This is a genomic window from Burkholderia sp. Ac-20345 (assembly GCF_017104825.1).
GTDB lineage: Bacteria > Pseudomonadota > Gammaproteobacteria > Burkholderiales > Burkholderiaceae > Burkholderia > Burkholderia lata_B.
The window spans coordinates 1-22,763 of the sequence record NZ_JAAGPO010000182.1 but is presented as its reverse complement, the minus strand read 5'-3'; the positions used below and the strand labels follow the sequence as shown (position 1 = coordinate 22,763).

Genomic DNA, 22,763 nt, shown 5'->3' with positions numbered 1-22,763 from the left:
GCCGCGGCGATGCTGCCCAATTCGCTCGCGCTGCTCAACGACGCGTGCCGGCACGACCCGCACCTGCGCGCGCGGGCCGTCGGCTGGTGGACGGCGGCCGGTTCGATCTCGATCGCGGCCGGCCCGGTCGTCGGCGGCCTGCTGATCGCGACGTGGGGCTGGCGCGGCATCTTCCTCGTGAACCTGCCGCTGTGTGCGGCCGGGCTGGCAGCCGCCTTTGCGTGGGTACCCGCGCACCGCGTGGCGGTGACGCCGGCCGCGTCATCCCGCGCCTCCGTCCGTGCACTCGACCTGCGCGGCCAGTTCATCGCGATCGCGATGCTGACCGCACTGACCGGCGCCGTGATCGAATGGCGGCCGCTCGGCTTCACGCATCCAGTCGTCGCCGGCGGTTTCGCGCTGGCCGCACTCGCCGCGCTCGCATTCGTCGCGGTGGAAGCACGCACGGCCACGCCGATGCTGCCGCTGTCGCTGTTCCGCCATCGCACGTTCAGCGCGGCCGTGCTGTTCGGGATCTGCGTGAACCTCACGTACTACGGCACCGTGTTCGTGCTCGCGCTGTACCTGCAGCGCGCACGCGGCGAATCGGCGTTGCAGGCGGGCCTCGCGTTCCTGCCGCTGACAGGCGGCTTCCTGCTGTCGAACCTCGCGAGCGGCCGCGTCGTGGCGCGTCACGGCCCGCGTGCGCCGATGCTGGCGGGCGCGCTCGTCGCCGCGCTCGGTTACGGGTCACTGCATTTCGTCGACGCGTCGACGCCGCTGGCCCTCCTGCTCGTGCCGTTCCTGCTGATTCCGACGGGTATGGGGTTCGCGGTGCCGGCGATGACGACCGCCGTGCTCGCGTCGGTCGCACCCGAACGGGCCGGCATCGCGTCGGCCGTGCTGAATACCGCGCGGCAGGCCGGCGGCGCGATGGGCGTCGCAGCATTCGGCGCACTCGCCGGCGGTGGCGGCGCTGGGCAGGTCGTGGACGGGTTGCGGATCGAAACGGCCATATCGGTCGCGCTGCTGGTCACCGCCGCGCTGCTCGCGACGCTGGTGCGGCCCGATGCGCATCGCGGCGCATCGCCCGCGCGTCAGGTCGTGGCGGCGGCCGATTGAACAACGGGTGCGGTCATGCGTCGCCGATCTTCTTCACAAGCGTCTCTGCCGCCTTCAACGGCCGGCCGTCGTCATGCCGCAGCGCGAGCTTGCGGATCGCGCGCCCGGTACCGCGGTCGACCAGCACCGAATGTGGCTCGCCGCGCGCGAACAGGTTCGCCTCGCCCCACTGCCGCAGCATCACGATCACCGGAAACAACCCCTCGCCCTTTTTGGTGAGCGCGTACTCCTGATACGCGCTGCCGTCCGACGCCGGCACGACGTCGAACACGCCGGCGTCCACCAGCATCTTCAGCCGGTCGGACAGGATGTTGCTCGCGACGCCGAGACTCGCGCGGAAATCGCCGAAGCGGCGCACGCCGTCGAACGCATCGCGCACGATCAGCAACGCCCAGCGATCGCCGACGATATCGGTCGCCCGCGCCACCGGGCACGGCGAATCCGCAAGACTTTTCTGCCTGGCCATGTTCCTCTCCGCAATCTCGCCGGCCGCCTTCGCGGCAACGCCGGCCATCCGTGCACGGACATCTCGCCCGCCGCACAACAGGTTGCATTTTAAAACTACTTTTCCTACACTCCACACCAGTTTCAATTTGCAACTACTTTGCACGAGGGAACCCATGGAGTCTTCCTGTCATACCGGCACCGTTGCATCGAACGGCCCTGCGCATGCGGCGCACCCGGCCGATGGCGGCCGCTTGTCCGCGGCACGCGTCGCATTGCTGGCCGTCTGCTGCGCGGCCAGTGTCGCAAACGTCTACTACGCGCAACCGCTGCTCGATTCGATCGCGCGGGATTTCGGTGTGTCGCAGGCGGCCGTCGGCGGCGTCATCACCGCGACGCAGCTCGGCTGTGCGCTCGCCCTGCTGTTCGTCGTGCCGCTCGGCGACCTGCTGAACCGCAAGCGCCTGATCACCGTTCAGCTTCTGCTGCTGACCGCGGCCTGCATCGGTGTGGCCGCATCGTCGACGCGTGTCGCGCTGCTGGCAGGGATGGTCGCGGTCGGGCTGCTCGGTACCGCGATGACGCAGGGGCTGATCGCGTGCTCGGCCGCGCTCGCGGGCGCCGGCGAACGCGGGCGCGTGGTGGGGGCCGCGCAAGGTGGCGTCGTGGTCGGGTTGCTGGCCGCGCGCTCGCTGGCGGGCGTCGTCACCGATATCGCGGGCTGGCGGGCCGTCTATCTGGTGTCGGGTGCCCTCGCAATCGCGATGCTCGTCGTGCTGTCGCGTCTGTTGCCGGACGAGAACGGCCCGCGCGAGCGCATCGGCTACGCGGCGCTGCTGCGATCGATGGTGTCGCTGCTGCGCAATGAACGCGTGCTGCGCGTGCGTGGCGCGATCGCGCTGCTGATGTTCGCGGCGTTCAGCATCTTCTGGAGCGCGCTGGTGCTGCCGCTGAGCGCGCCGCCGCACGCGATGTCGCATACGCAGATCGGTGCGTTCGGCCTCGTCGGCGCACTGGGCGCGGCGGCGGCGGCCCGCGCGGGCCGGCTCGCGGACCGCGGGCGCGGCGAAGCAACGACCGGCATCGCGCTCGCGCTGCTCGCGTGCTCGTGGCTGCCGCTCGCGTTCGGCGATACGTCGATCGCGCTGCTGATCGTCGGCATCGTGCTGCTCGATGTCGGCGGGCAGGCCGTCCACGTCGTCAACCAGAGCATGATTCTCGGTGCGCGGCCCGATGCGCATGCGCGCCTCGTCGGCTGCTACATGCTGTTCTATTCGGCCGGCAGCGGGCTCGGTGCGATTGCGTCGACGATGATGTATGCGCGCGCCGGATGGACGGGCGTCTGCGTGCTCGGCGCGGTCGTGAGCGTGGCGGCGCTCGGGGTCTGGGCCGCGACGCTCAGGCGCGCGTGATGCGTGCCGGCACCGCGTATCGGATGGAGAAGGCCGGCCCTTCGCGGCCGGCCGGTACGCGAATCGGCCGCGCACGCGCGCCGGTTCGGCTTTCGGTTCGGCGCGCAAGTAGCGCGCCGCGGGCGCTCAGCCTGCCGCCTCGATCGCCTCTTCGTACACGCCGGCAACGCGCCGCGCGATCACCGCGTTGTCGAAATGATCGCGCGCATAGCGCTTGCACGCGGCCTCGTCGGGCAGCGTGATCGCGCCCGACAGCGCGGCACCGAGCCCTTCCGCGATCGCGTCCGCGCCCGTGGACGGCAGCACGAGATCGTCGGACAGCCCGGCAACCGCCTCCGGCAGCCCGCCGACCGGCGTGACCAGCACCGGCGTGCCGGACGCGAGCGATTCGACGGTGATCAGCCCGAAGCCTTCGAGCGCGACCGTCGGCACGACGCTGACCGTCGCCGCGCGGTACAGCGCCGCGAGATGGTTGTCGGGCACGAAGCCGAGCAATTTCACGTTGTCCTGCAGCCCGGCCGCATCGATGCGCTGCTGCAGTTCCTCGCCGATCTTGCCCTTGCCGGCGATCAGCAGCAGCACGTCCGGGTGACGGTGCTTGAGGAGGCCGATCGCGTCGATCAGGTCCTCCAGCCCCATGCGCCGCACGAGCCGGCGCACGGCCAGCACGATCGGCCGGTCCTGCGGCAGTTGCAGCTTGTGGCGAGCCTCGGCCGGCGTAAGCGGCGTATCGAACTGCGCGGTATCGACGCAGCCGGGAATCACGCGCACGCGCGACGGATCGATCCCGTAGCGGTTCGTCAGGATCTGGCCGAACGCCTGCGACAGCACGATCAGCCGCGACGAACGCGTATAGACGGCCTGTTCGAGATAGCGCTTCGCGCGCTGGCCGAGCGACGCGGCGCCCTCGACCTGGCTTTCGTCGGCCCACGGCCCCTGGAAGTGCGACACCTGCGGAATCCCGCGCATGACGTCGAGGCCCGGGAACGTGTACAGCGCGAAGTGCGACGAGATCACGTCCGGCCGCTCGCTGCGGACCTCCTCGCGCAGCGCGCGCCGCGCGGCGAGCATCCGGCGCGCGAGCGGCTCCGTTGCGGGGCCGAAGCCCTGGATCGCACCGCCCGTGTCGTCGGCGACCTTCGACGAGCCGGCGACGAGCCCACGCACCTCGACGCCCGCGCCCGGCAGCGCGCCGACGAGCGAGTAGTACATCCGGTCGAGGCCGCCCGCGCGTTCGGGGAACCAGTGCATGCCGATCTGCAACGATTTGATCGGCCGGGAAGATTGGGACATCACGTTTGCTCCTGCGTGACTGCATGCTCGACCCGCTCGAAAGCGGACGGCTGCGAGGGTTGGCCGATGCGCCGGTAGAGCGCGACATACTGGGCGCCCATGTGCGCCCAGCCGAAACGGGTCATCAGTTCGCGGGCTGCTTCGCCCATCGCGCGACAGGTGTCGCGCGACGCCGCGAGCGAGCCGATCGCCTGCGCGAGCGCTGCCGGATCGTCCGGATCCTCCAGCACGATCCCGCATTCGCGCGTGATGATTTCCGCGCCGCCCGCGGTGCGCGCGGTGACGACCGGCAGCCCGGCCGCCATCGCCTCGAGCAGCGACAGGCTCATCGCTTCGTAGCGCGACGGGAACACGTAGGCGTCGGCCGAGCGCATCAGCGTCGGCATGTTTTTCACGAGACCGAGGAAATGCACGCGCGAATCGATGCCGAGCGCACGCGCCTCTTCCGGATACGGGCTGCCCGGCAGATAGCCGGCCACCGCCAGATGCACGTTCGCCGGCAGCTTCGTCAGCGCCTTCAGCACGGTGCCGAGGTTCTTGCGCGGCGTGCGCAGGTCGCCGACGAACAGCAGCAGGAACGCATCGTCCGGCAACTTGAACACCGCGCGATCGGCCTGGGCGCCCGCGAACGCGCTGCCGTCGACACCGTTGTAGATCACGCTGATCTTGCGGCTGTCGATGCCGAGCCCGGCGATCTCGTCGGCCACCTTCTGCGAGACGGCCGTGATCGCGCGCGAGCGCTTGTACGCCCAGCGCTCGAGCGTGGTGTTCACGCGCGTATAGACATACTGGTAAGCCGACCACAGCCCCTTCGTCGGCCCGAACGGATAGTACGGACTCTTGAACCAGCCGCCGTGCACGAAGTGCGCTGTGTTCACGTCGGCCTTGATCCACGAAATGAAGCCGTTCACGTGCAGCACGTCGTACTCGCTGCGGTGCGCGCGCAGCCAGGCCGCGCTCTTCAGCGCGAACACCTGCTGCTTGACGAGATTCGACGGCCAGAAGCCGCCGACCTTCACGGGCACCCAGCGCACGCGCGGGTCGGCCAGCAGCTCGGGCGCGACATGCGACGCGACCAGCGTGACCTCGTAGTTCTCGGCCAGCGCCGCGCGCGCGATTTCGTAATTGACGCGGCCTTGCCCGTCGTTATGTCGCACGACGTGCGTGACGATCGCGATTCTCAATGTTCGCCTCCCCGTAAACGCGCGGCGGCCAGCAGGCGTTGTGCCTTTTGCCAGTGCGCCGCGGAAAGAATCGAAAAAATGGCTGTGAACATCAGCAGGCCGCCCGTGCCGATCAGCGAGTTCGTGAACACGAGCATCGCGAAGGTCGACAGGCAAAGGCTCAGGCACGCGCCGACGAACTTGTCCTTGCGCAGCTTGAACGCCGCGCGCAGCGTGCGGCTGAACAGCATCACGACGCCCGAGAGATACAGCAGCGTGCCGGGCCAGCCGAGCACGAACGGCACGTTCATCACGCCGCTGTCGAAGCTGCCGTACTTGCCGAGTTCGCCGCTGTCGCTCGACAGCTTCGTGGATGCACCCGTCGCGCCCATCCCCTCGCCGGCGACGTCGGTGAATGCCGTCTGCGCGAAGGTGGCGTAGAACTTGTTGCGGTCGTCGTAGCTGCGGTCGTCCTTCAGGTTCGTGATCGACTGCAGACGCGCGCCGAGACGGTCGGCCACCGGCCCGACGGTCAGCAGCGGCACGCACAGCCCGACCAGCACGACGCCGCTGATGAGGATCCGCATCCGCACGCGGTTGTTCGACTGCGCGAGCTGGATCGCGAGCGCGATCACCCAGCCGCCCCACGTCGAGCGCACGAGACACAGCGCGAACGACACGAAGCCGGCCGCCCCCGCGAACCAGCGGATCTTCTGCGGCGCCGCGAGCACGAACACCAGCGCGCCCATCATCGCGAACGCGAACGGCCCCGACGAGTTCATCGTGCTGAACACGCGCACGCCGTACGGCACCGGCTCGCCCTGCGAACCCATTTCGGAACCGATCATCCACAGCACGTCCCACTGCGGCATCACGAAGTACTGCACGACGCCGTACACGCCCATCACGAGCATGCCCCACATGAACGTCGACAGCAGCACGTCGCGGTACTCGGGGTAGTCGCGCGCGTTGACCATGATGTGAAAGCCGATCAGCACCGGGTACACCCAGTTCGCGAGATCGTAGGTCGCGGCCATCACGCCGCTCGACACGATCCCGACGAGGTACGCGTACGCGAGCCCGAACAGCATCAGCAGGATCGGGATCCCGCGCCGCTGCGCGAGCACGCGGTAATGCCGGATCAGCCCGAGGCCGGCGATCATCGTCACCGCGAGCGGCGCGACCTGGATCAGGCTCGTTGGCGTAAACGCGCCTTTCGACCAGTCGGCGAGACGTCGCACTTCCGGGCTCAGGAACCACACCCACCACATGAAGCCGACGTAGCGCGCCGGACTCTTGAAATACAGCCAGATGCCGACCGCGATGGCCAGCACCGGAAACGCGAGCGTCAGCACCTTGCCCTGGTGAATGGCGATCAGCGCGGCGGTAAACGTCCACAATCCGGCCTGCCCGACCCAGTGCTTCGCCTCGGGAAGCCGGTTGCGGTTGCGCGACGGTGCGCGTTCGGCGGCAATCGTACTCATCGATCCGCTCTCACCGCGACGACGGGCGCGAATCCGCGAGCGGCATCGCCAGTCCCGCGGCGGCCGGCGTCCGGCGCCGGCGCAGCATGTCGCGCGTGATCCGCACGTGCTGCTCGGCGAACGCCTGCGTGGTCAGGTCACGCTCGCGCAGGCATGCGGCGGCGGCCCGCGCGCAGCCCAGCGCCGCGACCGGATCGGCCGCGAAGCGATCGGCGGCCTGGCGCATCGCCTGCGCGTCGAACGCCGGCACATAGGCGGCCGTATCGTGCGGGAAGTAGTCGCTGAGCCCGCCGACGTCGGACACGATCATCGGCTTGCCGACGGCTGCCGCCTCGAGCATCACGGTGATGCCCGACGCATGGAAGTTCGGCCGCAGCGGCACGACGATCACGTCGGCCCACGCGTACAGCTCGTGCTGCTTCGCGAGCCCCGACGCCGAGCCGATCTTCACGTTCGGCGCATGCCACTCGCGCGGCACGCGGCGTCGCGTCGCGAGCCGTACGTCATAGCGCGCATCGCCGCCGAACGCGGCGAGGAACGTGCGCCAGTCGCGGTCGCGGTCGTTGCCGATCGCCGCGATCCGCAGCGGCCGGTTCGGTTGCCATTGCTGCGGCTCGGTGAGCGGGAAGTCCTGCGTGTTCAGCCCGTAGTACACGAACTCGGCGTCGCGCCCGAGATAGCGGCGGCACAGGTCGGCGTTGTCGCGGGCCAGCGTGGTCAGCGCGTCGGCGCGCGCGATCAGCTTGCGGTACAGCCAGCGGCGCGGGCCGCCGAAGCTGCCCCACTTGTCGAACAGCCACACGCTCTGCGCGAGCAACAGCGGGCGCTTGCCCTGCGCACCGGCGAGCTTCAGGATCAGCGAGGCCGCCAGGTGCTCCTGCTCCGTATGCGTCCAGATCACGTCGGTGTTCAGCAGCGCGGCGCGGTTGCGCCACGCATGCACGACGTCGAAGCCGAGCGCCGCCTTCAGCGCGCGGCGCGCGAGGCTGGCGACGCGGTTCTCGCCGCCGTCCTGCGAATAGGTCAGCCGGAATTCGTCGGATTCGGCATGGTGATAGCCGTACAGGCAGCCGATGTTCTCGCCTTTCCGGTAGGTACGCGGATCGGCGCCGTAAAACAGGTGAACGTGGACATTCGTTGCAGCTTTCGTTGCAGTCATGCGAGCCCTCCGTGGGTGGCCGCGCGCGAGGCGCGCAGGCCGTTCAAGACGTCACCGGCGGCATCGCCGCACGATGGGGGGCAAGGTTCGCGCGGCGGGCATCGCGCGCGCCGCGGCGCACCGCGCGCCAGTGCTCGCGGATCCGCTCGCGCTTCGCCGTATGCAGCGACAGCAGCACGTGCGCGAGGCCCGGGTAGACGCGCGTACCGACCAGCGTCCACCACCACCACGCGATCTCGCGCCGGACCGGCGGCAGATGCTCGCGCAGGATCAGGTGCATGTTGTACGCGCCGTTGCTGATCGCATTCAGCGACGCGGCATCGCGCCGGTCGTCGTCGAAGCGCTCGGCCGGGAAATGATCGACCGCGATCGCCGGGTCGTAGACGAGCTTCCAGCCGTCGCGCTGCACATGCATGCTGAAACCCATGTCGTTGTGCACCTGCGCGCCGGCACCGCGCAGCCGCGTGTCGAAGCGCAGCCGCTCGATCGCGGCGCGGCGGTAGCTCATGTTCGCGCCTTTCAGCATGTCGACTTCGCGCATGCCGCCGACGCCGAGATGATGATTGCCGACGATCTTGCCGGACAGCGTGAGCTGGCCGACGAGTTCGCGCGATTCGTCGAGTACGCGGCCCTTCTCGTGCACCCAGTCGCGCCCGCCGACGGCGCCCACGCGCGGATCGGCAGCGAACGCCGACTCGACGCGCGCGAGCCAGTCGGGATGCGGCGCCGCATCGTCGTCGGTGATCGCGACGATGTCGCCGTTCGCCGAGTCGAGCCCCTTGTTCAGCGCGGCGACCTGGCCCGGCACGTCGACCGGCACGATGCGCAGCGGCAGCGCGCCGCCGACCGCCGGATCGGCAAGCCGTTCGTGCGTGGCATCGTCCTCCGGGCGCGCGACGACGATCACCTCGTCGGGCAGCCGATGCTGCCGCTGCAGCGCCAGCAGGCAGCGCGCGAGGTCGGCGGGACGCCGATAGGTCGGAACGAGCACGGAAATTTTCATCGTTGGTTCTCCTGTCGGCCGGACGGGCAACGCTCGCTGCCCGCCCGGTTACGTGCGATGCGGATCAGGCGCTCAGGTATTCATGCACGGCCGCATAGCCGCGGCCGTAGCCGCGCGCCTTCGGCGGCACGCCGTTGAAGATCCCGCCTTCCAGGTCGACGCCTGCGGTGCGCAGGCGCTTGATCGCGTCGGCGATCTCGCCTTCGGTATGCATGCCCGAGCGCAGCACGAGGAACGTCGAGCCGGCCATGCGGCCGATGATGGTCGCGTCGGTCACCGCCAGCACCGGCGGCGAATCGATCAGCACGACGTCGTAGCGCTTGCCGAGCCCTTCCAGGTATTGCGGCAGGCGCGTCGACATCAGCAGTTCCGACGGGTTCGGCGGGCGCGTGCCGGCCGAGATGAACGACAGGCCCTGCACCGGCGTCTCGCGCACGGCGTCCTCGAGCGCCGACTGGTCGCTCAGCAGCTCGGACAGGCCCGGCTGCGAGGTGAGCCCAAAGTAGCGGTCGAGCAGGCCGCGACGCATGTCGGCGTCGATCAGCAGCACGCGCTTGCCCGAATGCGCGAGCAGCACCGCGAGGTTGACCGTCAGGAAGCTCTTGCCGATGCCAGGCGTCGGGCCCGTCAGCACGATCACGCGGTTCTTCGCATCCATCATCGCGAACTGCATCGCGGTGCGCAGGCTGCGCAGGCTCTCGACGCTGAGATCCTTCGGACGCAGGCTCGCGAGGATCGGCCGCGCACGGCTGCCGCTCTTCTCGGCCTGTGCGTCGAGCTTCACCTGCTCGGCGCTTTGCGGCACCAGCCCGTACAGCGGCAGGTTGAACGCGCGCTCGATGCGGTCGGGATCCTCGATGCCCTGGAACATGTTGCGGCGCAGGAACACGACGCCCGTGCCGAGGATCAGCCCGAGGAACACCGCGGCCGACAGGATCAGCACCTTCTTCGGCTTGACCGGATCGCCCGGACGCAGCGCCGAATCGATGAGGTGGATGTTGCCGCCCGTGCCGGCCTTCTGCACCGACAGCTCCTGCACGCGGTTCAGCAGCAGCACGTAGATGTCCTCGGCAACCTTCGCGTCACGCTGCAGCTGGACGGCCTTCACTTCGGTGGCCGGCAGGCTGCGGAAGCGGTTGCTGAACTTGTCCTTCTCGCCCTGCAGCTCCGCGAGCTGCTGCTTCGCGGCGATCACCATCGGGTGCGAATCGGTGAAGCGCTGCGCGAGCGACGCGAGCTGCAGGCGCTGCGCGGCGATCTGCTGCTCGTACTGCACGCTGCCCTCGAGGTAGACCTTCGCCTCGTCGCTCGCGTTGATCGAGCCCGACGTGCGCTGGTACTGCGTCAGCGCGGCTTCCGCGCGTTCGAGGTCGGCCTTCAGGCGCGGCTCCTCGCCCTTCAGGAAGTCGAGCATCTTGGTCGCCTCGGCCTGCTTCGCGACCACGTGCTGGTTCAGGTACGACTGCGCGAGCGCGTTCGCGATCGCGGCGGTCTGGTCCGGGTCCTTGCCTTCGAGCGAGATCTGCACGACGCCCGTCTGCTTGCCCTGCTCGGTCACCTGGATGCCGGTCTGGAAGCCGCTGATCGCGTCGAGATCGTTGTAGCGGACCACCGTGAACTGCGTGCCGGGGCGCGCGACGAGCTTCGACACGAGCAGCGTCACGCCGCCGCCCTGTGCCGATTCGCCGACATGGCCCGACAGCAGCCGCATGCCGTTCCGGTCGACGATCGAATAGGTGCCGTTCGGGCCGGCCGTCAGCGTCAGCTTCTTGCCTTCGAGCGCCGGCACGACACTGATCGAATCGACGTCGGCGACTTCGCCGCCCCACGCGTACGACTTCAGGCCGAGCCACGGCCGCCCCGGTTCACCCGGCGTCGCGACGCGCGCCGCGAGGCTGCCGATCACCGGCAGCATTTTCGGCACGACCGAGAAATTCAGCTTGAACTGTTCGACCACCGGCGCGACCACGCCGCGGCTCTTGATGATCTCGATTTCCGCATCGGTCGGCGCCTGCTGCGGGCCGCTGTTGATCATCGCACCCGTCTGCGTTTGCGTGAGCGCCTGCGACGTGTTGTCGTTGCCCTCGACCCGCACGTGCACGTCGGCCTGGTAGACCGGCTTCGCGATGTAGCAGTAGAGGCCGGCGAGCGCGACGACCGTCACCGCGATGCCGAGCAGCAGCCAGATGTCGTCCATGATCACCTGGAGCAGCTGGCCGAGGACGACGTCCTCTTCCTCGGTTTTCGCGGTCAGGTCCGCGTAGGAGTGTTTCGCTTGCGTGTTCACCATTCGTTCCCGCTTGAGTGGTGCCGGGGCGGAGGCGCCGCCCCGGCGGGCTATCAGCGCGTGATTTGCCGCATGAAGAAGATCGTCTGGATCGTCGGCAACACCTGCTGCAGCACACGGTTGAACTGCACCGAGCCGGCCGTGCTGACGTAGACGACGTCGAGCGGCTGAAGCGGGAAGCGGCTCGACAGCATCAGCGCATCCGGCTGCGTCATGTCGAGACGGAACACTTCCGGCTTCGTCGGGTTGTCGCGCATCCCGCGCATCACGTAGATCTTGCGCGGGTTCGCATCGGTGTCGAGGATGCCGCCGCCGGACGTCAGCGCATCGGCGAGGGTCAGCTTGCCCTTGAGCATCGGCACGGTGACCGGCGTCTTGACCTCGCCCATGATGAACACGCGGCTGTCGCTGCGGTCCGGCACGTTGATGATGTCGCCCGGCTGCAGCATCACGTTCTGCCGCACTTCGCCGCGATCGAGCACGCCGTTCGCGTCGAGCGTGTAGAGCTTGCCTTCGCGCGTCAGGCGCACGCGCTGCAGATCGGCCTCGTTGGTCGAGCCGCCCGAGCGCGAGATCGCGTCGACCAGCGTCAGCGGCACGTCGCTCACCGCGAGCGGGCCCGGCTGCTTCACCTCGCCGGTCACCTGGACCTTCTGGCTGCGGAACGACAGCACGCGCACGTCGAGCTGCGGATTCTTCACGTAGCGCGACAGCGTGGTGGCCATCTGCTCGCGAATCTGCGCGACCGTCTTGCCGGCCACCTTGATGCGGCCGACGAACGGGAAGAAGATCGTGCCGTCGGCGGCGACCGTCTGGCCGTACGGATCGGCCTGGCCCGGCAGCGCGGTCGTATACGGCTGCTGCAGCGCGCCCGCGATCGTCTGCGTCGTGTTGCCGCCGCTCGAGAACGACTGGCCCTGCGGCGTCGTCAGCTCGGGGTGGTCCCACACGGTGACGCCGAGGATGTCCTGCGGGCCGACGCGGTACACGTACTCCGACGGATCGGTATAACGTCCGGGCGGCAGCGGATGGTCGACCTGCGCTTTCTGCAGCTGGTCCATCACCACTTTGGCGTCGATGTAATGAACCGGATAGGTCTCGGCCGCTTGCTGCCGGCCTTCGTCCTTCAGGTTCGACGAGTCGAGGTAGTTGCCGGGCGCGGTTGCACAGGCTGACAGGAAAGTCGTCAGCGCGACGGCAAGCGCCACCGGGCGCATCGGGCGTTTCAGCATAGTTTCTGTAGCCATCCTTGAACCAGACGTTCGATCAGTGAGTAGCTCTCGCGGTAATCGGCCTCAGGGCCGCCGTGCGGATCGGCAATCTCGGCCCCTTCCCACTTGCCGAGCAGGTGGACCTTGCCGCGCGCGAACGGATCGACCGATTCGACGGCCGCAATCTGTCCGCGCTCGCTGACGAGAATCAGGTCGGCGTCGCGCACGATCCGGCGCGACAGCCGCCGCGAGCGATGGGTCGTCGAATCGACGCCCCGCTCGGCGAGCAGCTGGCGCATCACCGGATCGATGCCGTCGCCGTCGTTCGCATGCACCCCGGCCGAGTGGAACGTCGGGCGCGGGCCGCCGCGCGACGCGGCGTGCGACTTGAACAGCATTTCCGCTGCCGGGCTGCGGCAGACGTTTGCGTGGCAGACGATCAGGATGTTCCGGAACATGGCGTCTCGTAATGAGTGACGGGAAGCGGGTTACGCGCTTGCGGGCGCGGTGCCCGGCACACGGGCGGCAACGGCCTGGCGCGAGCCCGGCCGGCCAATCGGGTGGTATTCGATGCCCTGCTCGCTCATCGTCTCCGGCTCGTACAGGTTGCGGCCGTCGAAGATCACCGGCGTCTTCCACAGGCGGCCGAGCGCGACGAAGTCGGGGCTCTTGAAGATCTTCCATTCGGTGACGATCACGAGCGCATCGGCATCACGTGCGGCCTGCGCCTCGTCTTCGACGAAGGTCAGCCGTTCGAGCCAGCTCGGGTGATCGGCGAGATCGAGCGCGATCACGCGACGCGCTTCCTGTTGCGCGACCGGGTCGTACGCGGCGATGCGCGCGCCGCGCGACAGCAGTTCGGCGATCAGCTCGCGGCTCGGCGCTTCGCGCATGTCGTCGGTGTTCGGCTTGAACGCGAGGCCCCAGATGGCGAACGTGCGGCCGGTGAGGTCCTCGCCGAAGCGCGCGACGATCTTCTCGGCGAGCACGCGCTTTTGCGTGGCGTTGACCGACGACACGGCCTTCAGGATCTGCAGCGCCTGCCCGTGCTCGTCGGCCGTGCGGATCAGCGCCTCGACGTCCTTCGGGAAGCACGAGCCGCCGTAGCCGCAGCCGGCGTACAGGAAGTGATAGCCGATGCGCGGATCGGAGCCGATCCCGCGGCGCACGGCCTCGATGTCCGCGCCGAAGCGATCGGCGAGGTTCGCCAGCTCGTTCATGAACGAGATGCGGGTTGCGAGCATCGCGTTTGCCGCGTATTTCGTGAACTCGGCCGAGCGCACGTCCATGTACAGCGTGCGTTCGTGGTTGCGGTTGAACGGCGCGTAGAGCTTCTTCATCAGCTCGCGGGCGCGCTCGCCCGGCACGTCGTCGTCGCAGCCGATCACGATGCGGTCCGGCCGCGTGAAATCGTCGACCGCCGCGCCTTCCTTCAGGAATTCCGGATTCGACACGACCGAGAACATCTGGTCGCCGCCGCGCTTCGCGAGCTCGTCCGCCACCGCCGCGCGCACGCGCTCGGCCGTGCCGACCGGCACCGTCGACTTGTCGACGATCACCTTGAAGCCCGTCATGTATCGGCCGATGTTGCGTGCGGCCGCGAGCACGTATTGCAGGTCGGCCGAACCGTCCTCGTCGGGCGGCGTGCCGACCGCGATGAACTGCACGTCGCCGTGCGCGACCGCGGCCTCGATATCGGTCGAAAAGCGCAGGCGGCCGGCCGAGCGGTTGCGCGCGATGACTTCCTTGAGGCCCGGCTCGTGGATCGGCACGCCGCCGTTGTTCAGGATGTCGATCTTTGCCTGGTCGACGTCGAGACAGAACACGTCGTGCCCGATGTCGGCGAGACACGCGCCGGTGACAAGACCTACGTAACCGCTGCCGATGATAGTCAGATTCATGATGTGTCGGACCTCTTGACCAATGATTCGAAATTCGTAAAACCGGAAGGCCTGCGTGGCGCGATCTCGGTACTCGGTACTCAGTACGCGTTGCTGCCGGTGAAGCCCTTCCAGAGCGTCAGCACGACGATCTTGATGTCGAGCCAGAACGACCAGTTCTGCATGTAGTACAGATCGAGCTTCACGCGTCCCATCATCTTCTCGATCTGGTCGGTCTCGCCGCGAAAGCCGTTGATCTGCGCCCACCCGGTGATGCCCGGCTTGATCCGGTAGCGGAACATGTAGCCCTTGACCAGATCCTTGTAGATGTCGTCGTGCGCAAGCGCATGCGGGCGCGGGCCGACGACCGACATCTCGCCCTTCAGCACGTTGATGAACTGCGGCAGCTCGTCGAGGCTCGTTCGGCGCAGGAACCGGCCGACCGGCGTCACGCGCGAATCGTTCTTCTTCGCCTGCGTGACCTGCCCGGCCACTTCCTGGTGCACCTTCATCGAGCGGAACTTGTAGATCTCGAACTCGTGTCCGTCGATGCCCTTGCGCTTCTGGCGGAAGAACACCGGCCCGCGCGACGTCAGCTTGATCAGGCCGGCGATCAGCACCATCACCGGCGCGAGCGCGGTGAGCGCCGCCAGCGCGAACAGCCGGTCGAACACGAACTTCGGCAGGATCCGCACGTCGGTGATCGGCGACGCCGCGAGGTTGATCGCCGGCACGCCGAGCACCTCGACCACTTCCTGGTTGAAGAACGACAGCGTGCGCACGTCCGGGATGAAGCGGATATTCACGAAGTCGTGGCGGAACACCGTCACGATCTGGTGAATCCGGCGCTCCTCCGTGATCGGCAACGTGAGCCACAGCTCGCTGATCGCACGGCTGCGCACCAGCCACACCAGCGATTCGAACTGCCGCTCGATGCGCACGTCGTCGAGCGCGACTTCGCCCGGCGCCTCGCTTTCGTCGTACACGCACACCGGGTTGAAACCGGCTTCCGGCCGTGCCCGCATCTGCGCGATCAGCCGACGCGCCGCCGGCGTACCGCCGACGATCGCCACCGCCTTCAGGTTGTAGCCGCCGCGGCGCAGTTGCCGCAGCACGACGTGCACGCAAGTCTTCGACCCGGCGAGCAGCGCCATCGTCACGAACGCCCAGTAACCCAGCCACAGCCGCGACAGGTCGCCCGACTGATGAAAGCTGAAGCTCAACAGGATGCCCGCGAGCTCGACCACGAGCCACGCGAACGCAACCCGCCCCACCAGCCCGACGAGACGCTTGCCGCGCCAGGACTGATAGATGCCGAAGGCGGGAAAACACACGACGACGAGCAGGCAATCGAACAGCATCATCGTGCGCTGCAGGTCGTTGAGCCAGATGCCGCCACCGTGCAGCGCGGCGGCGAGCAGCGCCCCCGTCACGACCATCGCGATATCGATGACTCTCGCCAGCACGCTCAACATGTCTGCTTCCTCTTTGAACAGGCGTTTGCCGAACTGCTCCTTGTGCGACCCGTGCCGCACATTCGATTCAAACGTTGCATGACGCTATTGAAGCGGTAAGAAATTTTCGCCTCAAGCGTACAAGTATTTCGAAAAATAATCGGAAAATCTTGCCGCGATGTTTTTGAATTAAATCGGCAGGTTTTCCCGAAATGCCCGGAAATCGGGAATTTTTCGGAAGCTTTACGATTCCCGCCCGCCCTTTGAGGGCGGTCAACACCGGCCGATATCCGGATTTATTTTTTAATTTTTTATTTGCATCGGATGCTATTGCGGAAAAATCTTCCTGATGAGTCCATGGCGAATATCCGGCAATGGATCCGGTTTTATTGTCGATTTACTTCGTGCTACAACGACAGGCACTGACTTCAACCGTGGAGAGTGTCCTCATGAATGCTCCGGCCGTGGCTGCCGAAACGCGCCATTCTTCTTCCGCTGCATCCGCTACATCCGCCGCACCCGCCGCCGGCACGCGCGTCGCCGTGCAACCGGTGATTCTCGCCGGCGGTTCCGGCACCCGCCTGTGGCCGATGTCGCGCGAACGTTTTCCGAAACAGCTGATCGGGCTGCTCGGCGAACATTCGCTGCTGCAGTCGACCGCGCTGCGCCTCGACGGCCTGACGGCCGACCATCCGCTGAACGACGACGTGCTGATCGTATGCGGCGAGGATCACCGCTTCACCACTGCCGAACAGCTGCGCCTGACCGGCAAATCTGCGTCGATCATGCTCGAGCCGGTCGGCCGCGACACCGCGCCCGCGCTGACACTCGCCGCGCTGCGACTCGTCGCCGACGGCAACGATGCGGTAATGACGGTGATGCCGGCCGACCATGCGGTCGCCGACCTGCCGCGCTTCCACGCGGCCGTCGCGGCCGGCGTGCACAGCGCGATGCAAGGCAAGATCGCGACGATGGGCATCGTGCCCAAGCACGCGGAAACCGGCTACGGCTACATCCGCGTCGGCGCGCCGCTCGGCGATGCCGCGACGGGCAACCTCGACGTGCGCCGCCTCGACCGTTTCGTCGAGAAACCGCATCTCGAGCTCGCTCAGCAGTACGTCGCATCGGGCGAATACTGGTGGAACAGCGGCATCTTCATCGTTCGCGCATCGGTCTGGCTGAACGCGATCCGCCATCTCGAACCCGCGATCTACGCGGCCTGCGAACAGGCCGTCGCCCAGGGCAAGGCCGATGGCGATTTCTTCCGCGTCGATCGCGAAGCGTTCGCCGCGTCGCCGTCGAACTCGATCGACTACGCGGTGATGGAGCCGCTCGCGAGCCTGCCGCAACTGTGCGAAAGCGTCGTCGTGCCGCTCGACGCGGGCTGGTCGGACGTCGGCTCGTGGGACGCGATCTGGCAGATTTCGCCGAAGGACGATGCCGAGAACGTCGGTCGCGGCCACGTGCTGTTCGAAGACGCCGAATCGACTTTCGCGCATTCCGAAAGCCGGCTCGTCGCCTGCGTGGGCACGCAGAACCTCGTCGTCGTCGAAACGCCGGACGCCGTGCTCGTCGCGGACAAGTCGCGCGTGCAGGACGTGAAAAAAATCGTCGGGCGCATCAAGGCGCAACGCGGCGCGGAAGCGACCGATCACCGCAAGGTGCATCGCCCGTGGGGCCACTACGACTCGGTCGACATGGGCGAGCGCTTCCAGGTGAAACGCATCGTCGTGAAGCCGGGCGCGCAACTGTCGCTGCAGATGCACCACCACCGTGCCGAACACTGGATCGTCGTGTGCGGCACCGCGCGCATTACCCGCGGCGACGAAACGTTCCTGCTGTCCGAAAACGAATCGACGTACATCCCGCTCGGCGTGGCGCACCGCCTGGAGAATCCGGGCAAGATGCCGCTCGAGCTGATCGAAGTGCAGTCGGGCGCGTATCTCGGCGAGGACGACATCGTCCGCTTCGACGATACCTACGGCCGGCAGTAATGCAATGCATCCGGGGCGCCGCTTCGACAGCGGCGCCCCGGACAAGGCAGGCATGGAAAGACGGGACTTCCGCGCGGACGTCGTGGCACACGACGGCCCGCGCGTGTCAGCGGTACGGCGATCAGCCTACGCGGTACACGAATTCGCGGCGCTCCGGCTGCACCGGATCGTTGCGGCTTTCGGACAGCGTGCTCGCGTGATGCTCGGCGATGAAGCGCTTGATGTCCGACTCCGCACGCGCGAGCGCGGACAGGCCGGCCAGCACCTCGCCTTGCGGCTCGCGTGCCGGTTCGTCGCTCGCGCCATGGCGATCGATCCACTGACGTGCCCAGTCGAGCGCGAACTGCTCGGCTTCCTCGGCGTCGGTGAAGCGCGGGCCGATAAGGCCCGAGCGCTCGACGCGCCGTTCGTCCTGCGAAATCTCCGCCCACGCGCGATACATCAGGTTCTGCACGGGCTGCGCAATGCCGCAGATCGTATAGCCGCGATACTCGTCGACTTGCGGTTCGGCTGCCGCGAAGCTCGCCGACGACGCATGCGCATGGCGCAACTCCGTAGACGGCGCACCGGGCACCTCGAACGAGACGGCCGACGGATCGACCACTTCGTCGACCGGCATCGCGCTCAGCGACGCGCCCTCGCCCTCCCAAACGTTTGCCTGAGCGACCGGCAATTGCCACGACTCGGGGTTTTGCCAGAACACGCCGCGCAAGCGATCGTTGTCGGGCACCGGCTCGGCACGACGCGCGGGCACGACCGCCTCCGGCGGCGGCGGAATATACGCGAACGTTCGCCCGCTGAACTGGGTCAGCACGTCGATCATCTGCAGCAACGTACCGGACGCCAGCCACTCCTCGTAACGGCGACGGCACGTCGGCCCGGACGGATAGCGTCCGGGCAGCTTCGACCAGGCTTCACCGGTCGTCAGGATCCAGAGCACCGCGTTGGCAACGACGCGCGGTTCGGCTCGCGGACGCCCACGACGGTTCAGCCGGATGGGTTCATCGGCGATCAGCGTTGAAAGACGAAACCACTCTTCATCGTTAAGCTCATCGAAGAACATAGTAGATCTCTCCACGCAGCCAGGCCGGGGCTGCGATTGGCGGCGCCGTCGCGACACATCGCGTCGCGGGGCGGCCAGGTTGCACATTATGGTTATCCGGTGTTGTGCATGCCGGCGCGGCACCGCACTTTCACGGTGCCGAAATTCCCGGCAATGACGCACAAATCACGGTCTCACTCCAATGTGGGAATTTTTGTGCACGAAGCATACCATCCCTAGGGTTTATCTCAATATGACAATGACTTAATGTTACGCACTGAAACAACCTGCCATGGGTGCGTAATGTATTTACGCTTGAATTTTTTTGCGAGATCTTTATGCCCGTCGCTGCAAAGGCCCGTCTGGCGGGGCTCTGCAGCGTATGAAGAATACCTTTTCATGGGCATTTTCGCGATGGTCCGACCCCTGCCGGCAACAATCCCGTGTATTGCTGCCGAACATCGGTAAATCAGGGAAAAAATCGTAACAAGATATTCACGAATCGGTAAATCATTCGAATTTCGCCGATTTTAATTATCTCCATGCACAATCTTTTTATTGTTTCTCTGCGAGTGATGAAAGCACGGTGACGCACGATGCACATTTGTCGCCACACGCAAACGCGTGACGTCTGTTACATCTTCGCAGCGGCAGACGAGCGGCAGCGCCGCATCGCGTGCGGAACGCGAGTTTCGGGTCGGAACAGAAAAAGGGAAACCGGTGGGTCAGGCGTACCGGGCGCGCCGCGGACGCGTCAGCGCAGATCGCCGGCCAGCGATGCGGTCACATCCGCGTCCACGCGCTGCGCCGGCATCGTGTAGGCCGGGTGATCGCAGCCGATCGACAGCGCCGCCCCACCCTTGAGCGCTGCACGCATCGGCGCGCCGAACTCGAAGCGCACGAAGTGCACGGCCGACGTCTTCTCGGCGGTGTCGCGCTCGAGATCCTCGTCGGCGATCGCGTAGACGCTCGCGTGCCCGTCGACCTGCAGGTACACGCGATCCTCGACACCGATCAGCCGCGCGAGCGCCGCACGCCGTTCGATCTCGTGCTCGTACTCGATCTGCAACGTCGCCTTCAGGTTCGTGCCGTCGGGCACGAGCGGCAGATACGCTTCCAGCTCCCCTTCGATGCCCGCCTGGTCGAAGATCTTCTCGATGTGCAGCATCTCCTGGATCTGATAGCGGATCGTCGTCTCGTCCTCGAACAGGAAGCGCAGATGATTGCCGAGCGCCACCGCGCGGCGGCGCTTGTACGCGACGAGCCGCGCATGTTCGGCCTTGCGGATCTTCGCGTACGCCTCGAGCGTCAGCAGGGAGTCGCGGGTCAACGTCATGGGATGTCCTCGTGGGTCGGCCGGCGGCGGCTCAGATGCCGTACGCGCGGCGCAGCAGCGTGAGCGGATGCGCGAGCGGCGCGGACGGCAGCCCCTTGTCGTCGATGCCCTGCACGATGTGATGGCCGGCCAGCGCGCAGTCAGACGACACGAAATCCGGCTGCGGCTCGGCCATCGCCTTGAACACGGGCCCGCCGATCCGCATCGCGTCCGCATGAAACTCCTTCTTCACGCCGAACGTGCCCGCATGGCCCGAGCAGCGCTCGACGACATTCACGCGCGTATCGGGCACGAGCGACAGCGCGTCGGCCGTCTTGCGGCCGATGTTCTGCACGCGCGCGTGGCACGGCACGTGATACGACACGGTGCCGAGGCCCGTCTTGAAATCGGTCTTCAGCAGTCCGTCGCGATGCCGCGCGATCACGTATTCGAACGGATCCCAGAATGCTTCGGCCACCGCACGCACCGCTTCGTCGCCGGGGAACATCAGCGGCAGCTCGCTCTTGTACATCAGCACGCAGCTCGGGATCGCGCCGATCAGGGCATAGCCTTCGCGCGCATAGCGTTCGAGCACGGGCAGGTTCACGTCCTTCTTCGCGGCGACGCCGGCGAGATTGCCCTGCTCGAGCAGCGGCATCCCGCAGCAGGCTTCGCGCGTGACGAGCTCGTACGGAATGTCGTTGTGCGCGAGGATCGCGAGCAGGTCGTGGCCGATGCCCGGCTCGTTGAAATTCACATAGCAGGTCGCGTAGATCGCGACCTTGCCGGGCGTGCGTTCGCCGTCGCGCACGGGCAAGCCGTCCGAGGGCTTCGCCGTGCGCCGGAACTTGCGCGGCGCGAATTCCGGCAGCCACGCATTGCGGTCGACACCGAGTGTCGCTTCAAGCGCATGGCGCGCGGGCGGCGTGCGGTTCACCGCGTTCACCGCCTGCGTGACGATCGGGATACCGGCGAAATGGCCGAGCGCGTCGGTGTTCGACAGCACCTTGTCGCGCAGCGTCGCTTCGCCGCGCTTGTAGCGCGCGGCCTTGCCGCGCAGCATCAGGTGCGGGAAGTCGACGTTCCATGCGTGCGGCGGCACGTACGGACATTTCGTCATGTAGCAGAGGTCGCACAGGTAGCACTGGTCGACGACCTTGCCGAACGCTTCCTTCGGCACTTCCTCGATATCGCCCATCGGCGTGTCGTCGACCAGATCGAACAGCGTCGGAAACGCGCCGCACAACGACACGCAGCGCCGGCACCCGGCGCAGATGTCGAACACGCGCGTCATTTCCGCATCGATCGCGGCCTGGTCGTAGAACGTATCGGACTGCCAGTCGAGCGGATGCCGGGTCGGGGCTTCGAGACTGCCTTCCTTGTGGGGCATGGGGCGCTCCAGCGTGGCGCGCATGCGCGCCAGCGCCGCCCGCGCGATGCGGGCAGCGATGAACGAACAGCCGGCCGCTAGCCGGTCGCACGGCCTGCCGTGCGGCCCGCGGCGGCCCGTCAGTCGACGAGACTGTCTAGCGCCTTCGTATAGCGGTTCGCGTGGCTGCGTTCAGCCTTCGCGAGCGTCTCGAACCAGTTCGCGATTTCGTCGAAACCCTCGTCGCGCGCCGCCTTCGCCATGCCCGGATACATGTCGGTGTATTCGTGCGTTTCGCCGGCAATCGCCGATTCGAGATTCTGCCGCGACGAACCGAACGGCAAACCCGTTGCCGGATCGCCGACGGCTTCCAGGTATTCGAGGTGGCCGTGCGCATGGCCGGTTTCGCCTTCGGCGGTCGAGCGGAACAGCGCGGCGACGTCGTTCTGGCCTTCGACGTCAGCCTTCGAAGCGAAATACAGATAACGCCGGTTCGCCTGCGATTCGCCCGCGAATGCGGCCTTCAGGTTCTCTTCGGTTTTGCTGCCCTTGAGTTGAGCCATTTGCGCCTCCGTTCGAGTCGGCGCGGCCGCGTGCGAAGCCGGGCCGATCAGATATGTGGGGAACGATGCGTGCGCCGGGGCGCACGCATCGTGCTCTTCAATCTAGGCGCTCGCGTTCGCATCCCCCAATAGGCTTTTTCAATCCGGGCGATAGTGCCCGGCGGGACGCGGTGCGTGCTACCGGGAGCGGACGGCGCACGGTGCGCCGCGTTCGCTCGTTCGCTCGTTCGCTCGTTCGCTCGTGCCGCGAGCGTCACGCGTCCGTCGCGCGCCTGAGCAGCAATTCGCGTTCACGCTCGTTGCGCGTCAGTTCCGCCGCGCGGCGGAATTCGGCCTTCGCCTCGTCGGCACGGCCAAGCTTTGCCAGCAGGTCGCCGCGCACGCTCGGCAGCCAGTGATAGCGCGCGAGCGCGGGATCGTCGCGCAGCGCATCGACGAGTTCGAGCGCCGCAGCAGGCCCGAACGCCATCCCGAACGCCACCGCGCGATTCAGCTCGACGACGGGCGACGGAGCGACTTCGGCAAGCGCGTCATACAGCGCGACGATCTGCGCCCAGTCGGTATCCGACGCCTGCCGCGCGCGCGCATA

General features: G+C 67.1%; 18 protein-coding genes and 1 pseudogene. 3 read left to right on the top strand and 16 right to left on the bottom strand.

Features of this window, described 5'->3' with window-relative positions:
* Positions 1 to 1,101: MFS transporter (locus G3O06_RS37775; RefSeq protein ID WP_205819176.1), on the top strand; the 1,101-nt coding region annotated here is incomplete at its 5' end.
* Positions 1,102 to 1,114: 13 nt separating this feature from the next.
* On the opposite strand, the gene G3O06_RS37770 is transcribed toward G3O06_RS37775, so the two are convergent.
* Entirely contained in the window at positions 1,115 to 1,567 is a 453-nt protein-coding gene (locus G3O06_RS37770; RefSeq protein ID WP_174917669.1) for a helix-turn-helix domain-containing protein, read from the bottom strand.
* Positions 1,568 to 1,721: 154 nt separating this feature from the next.
* Here G3O06_RS37770 and G3O06_RS37765 point away from each other — a divergent pair, with 154 nt between their 5' ends.
* Entirely contained in the window at positions 1,722 to 2,957 is a 1,236-nt protein-coding gene (locus G3O06_RS37765; RefSeq protein WP_205819175.1) for an MFS transporter, read from the top strand.
* Between the two features lie 126 nt (positions 2,958 to 3,083).
* Here G3O06_RS37765 and G3O06_RS37760 read toward each other — a convergent pair whose 3' ends face one another.
* The 10 genes from G3O06_RS37760 to G3O06_RS37715 form a co-directional block, all read right to left on the bottom strand.
* The gene (locus tag G3O06_RS37760) at positions 3,084 to 4,250 is read right to left on the bottom strand and encodes a glycosyltransferase family 4 protein (protein WP_205819174.1); all 1,167 of its coding nucleotides are present in this window, start codon (positions 4,248 to 4,250) and stop codon (positions 3,084 to 3,086) included.
* On the bottom strand, positions 4,250 to 5,434 hold the full coding sequence (locus tag G3O06_RS37755; RefSeq protein WP_205819173.1) for a glycosyltransferase family 4 protein: 1,185 nt from the start codon (positions 5,432 to 5,434) through the stop codon (positions 4,250 to 4,252). The genes G3O06_RS37760 and G3O06_RS37755 overlap by 1 nt, the downstream gene beginning before the upstream one ends.
* The gene (locus tag G3O06_RS37750; RefSeq protein ID WP_205819172.1) at positions 5,431 to 6,897 is read right to left on the bottom strand and encodes a glucose-6-phosphate isomerase; all 1,467 of its coding nucleotides are present in this window, start codon (positions 6,895 to 6,897) and stop codon (positions 5,431 to 5,433) included. The genes G3O06_RS37755 and G3O06_RS37750 overlap by 4 nt, the downstream gene beginning before the upstream one ends.
* Before the next feature lie 10 nt (positions 6,898 to 6,907).
* On the bottom strand, positions 6,908 to 8,056 hold the full coding sequence (locus G3O06_RS37745) for a glycosyltransferase family 4 protein (RefSeq protein WP_175003674.1): 1,149 nt from the start codon (positions 8,054 to 8,056) through the stop codon (positions 6,908 to 6,910).
* A gap of 43 nt (positions 8,057 to 8,099) precedes the next feature.
* Entirely contained in the window at positions 8,100 to 9,059 is a 960-nt protein-coding gene (locus G3O06_RS37740; protein WP_205819171.1) for a glycosyltransferase family 2 protein, read from the bottom strand.
* 64 nt (positions 9,060 to 9,123) lie between these two features.
* On the bottom strand, positions 9,124 to 11,349 hold the full coding sequence (locus G3O06_RS37735; protein WP_205819170.1) for a polysaccharide biosynthesis tyrosine autokinase: 2,226 nt from the start codon (positions 11,347 to 11,349) through the stop codon (positions 9,124 to 9,126).
* A 50-nt stretch (positions 11,350 to 11,399) separates the two neighbouring features.
* Positions 11,400 to 12,578, bottom strand: a complete 1,179-nt coding sequence (locus G3O06_RS37730; protein WP_174917677.1) for a polysaccharide biosynthesis/export family protein — start codon at positions 12,576 to 12,578, stop codon at positions 11,400 to 11,402.
* The gene (locus tag G3O06_RS37725) at positions 12,572 to 13,015 is read right to left on the bottom strand and encodes a low molecular weight protein-tyrosine-phosphatase (RefSeq protein WP_174917661.1); all 444 of its coding nucleotides are present in this window, start codon (positions 13,013 to 13,015) and stop codon (positions 12,572 to 12,574) included. Before G3O06_RS37725 ends, G3O06_RS37730 begins: the two co-directional genes overlap by 7 nt.
* A 30-nt stretch (positions 13,016 to 13,045) precedes the next feature.
* Positions 13,046 to 14,458 carry a UDP-glucose/GDP-mannose dehydrogenase family protein gene (locus tag G3O06_RS37720; RefSeq protein ID WP_174979010.1) on the bottom strand — a complete coding sequence of 471 codons (1,413 nt, stop codon included), beginning with the start codon at positions 14,456 to 14,458 and terminating at the stop codon, positions 13,046 to 13,048.
* A gap of 80 nt (positions 14,459 to 14,538) precedes the next feature.
* Positions 14,539 to 15,912 carry an undecaprenyl-phosphate glucose phosphotransferase gene (locus G3O06_RS37715; RefSeq protein ID WP_174968326.1) on the bottom strand — a complete coding sequence of 458 codons (1,374 nt, stop codon included), beginning with the start codon at positions 15,910 to 15,912 and terminating at the stop codon, positions 14,539 to 14,541.
* Positions 15,913 to 16,340: 428 nt separating this feature from the next.
* On the opposite strand from G3O06_RS37715, the gene G3O06_RS37710 reads away from it, so the two are divergent.
* The gene (locus G3O06_RS37710; RefSeq protein ID WP_174968325.1) at positions 16,341 to 17,885 is read left to right on the top strand and encodes a mannose-1-phosphate guanylyltransferase/mannose-6-phosphate isomerase; all 1,545 of its coding nucleotides are present in this window, start codon (positions 16,341 to 16,343) and stop codon (positions 17,883 to 17,885) included.
* Between the two features lie 121 nt (positions 17,886 to 18,006).
* On the opposite strand, the gene G3O06_RS37705 is transcribed toward G3O06_RS37710, so the two are convergent.
* The 5 genes and pseudogenes from G3O06_RS37705 to G3O06_RS37685 all read right to left on the bottom strand — a co-directional run.
* On the bottom strand, positions 18,007 to 18,948 hold the full coding sequence (locus G3O06_RS37705; protein ID WP_174917676.1) for a transposase: 942 nt from the start codon (positions 18,946 to 18,948) through the stop codon (positions 18,007 to 18,009).
* A gap of 733 nt (positions 18,949 to 19,681) precedes the next feature.
* Positions 19,682 to 20,263, bottom strand: a complete 582-nt coding sequence (locus G3O06_RS37700) for a DUF3501 family protein (protein ID WP_174917657.1) — start codon at positions 20,261 to 20,263, stop codon at positions 19,682 to 19,684.
* 31 nt (positions 20,264 to 20,294) lie between these two features.
* The gene (locus G3O06_RS37695; RefSeq protein ID WP_174917656.1) at positions 20,295 to 21,632 is read right to left on the bottom strand and encodes a heterodisulfide reductase-related iron-sulfur binding cluster; all 1,338 of its coding nucleotides are present in this window, start codon (positions 21,630 to 21,632) and stop codon (positions 20,295 to 20,297) included.
* 119 nt (positions 21,633 to 21,751) lie between these two features.
* Complete coding sequence (locus G3O06_RS37690) at positions 21,752 to 22,174, bottom strand: ferritin family protein (RefSeq protein ID WP_011355874.1); 423 nt, start codon at positions 22,172 to 22,174, stop codon at positions 21,752 to 21,754.
* Between the two features lie 253 nt (positions 22,175 to 22,427).
* Positions 22,428 to 22,763: pseudogene (locus G3O06_RS37685) on the bottom strand (RNA polymerase subunit sigma-24); the annotation flags it as partial.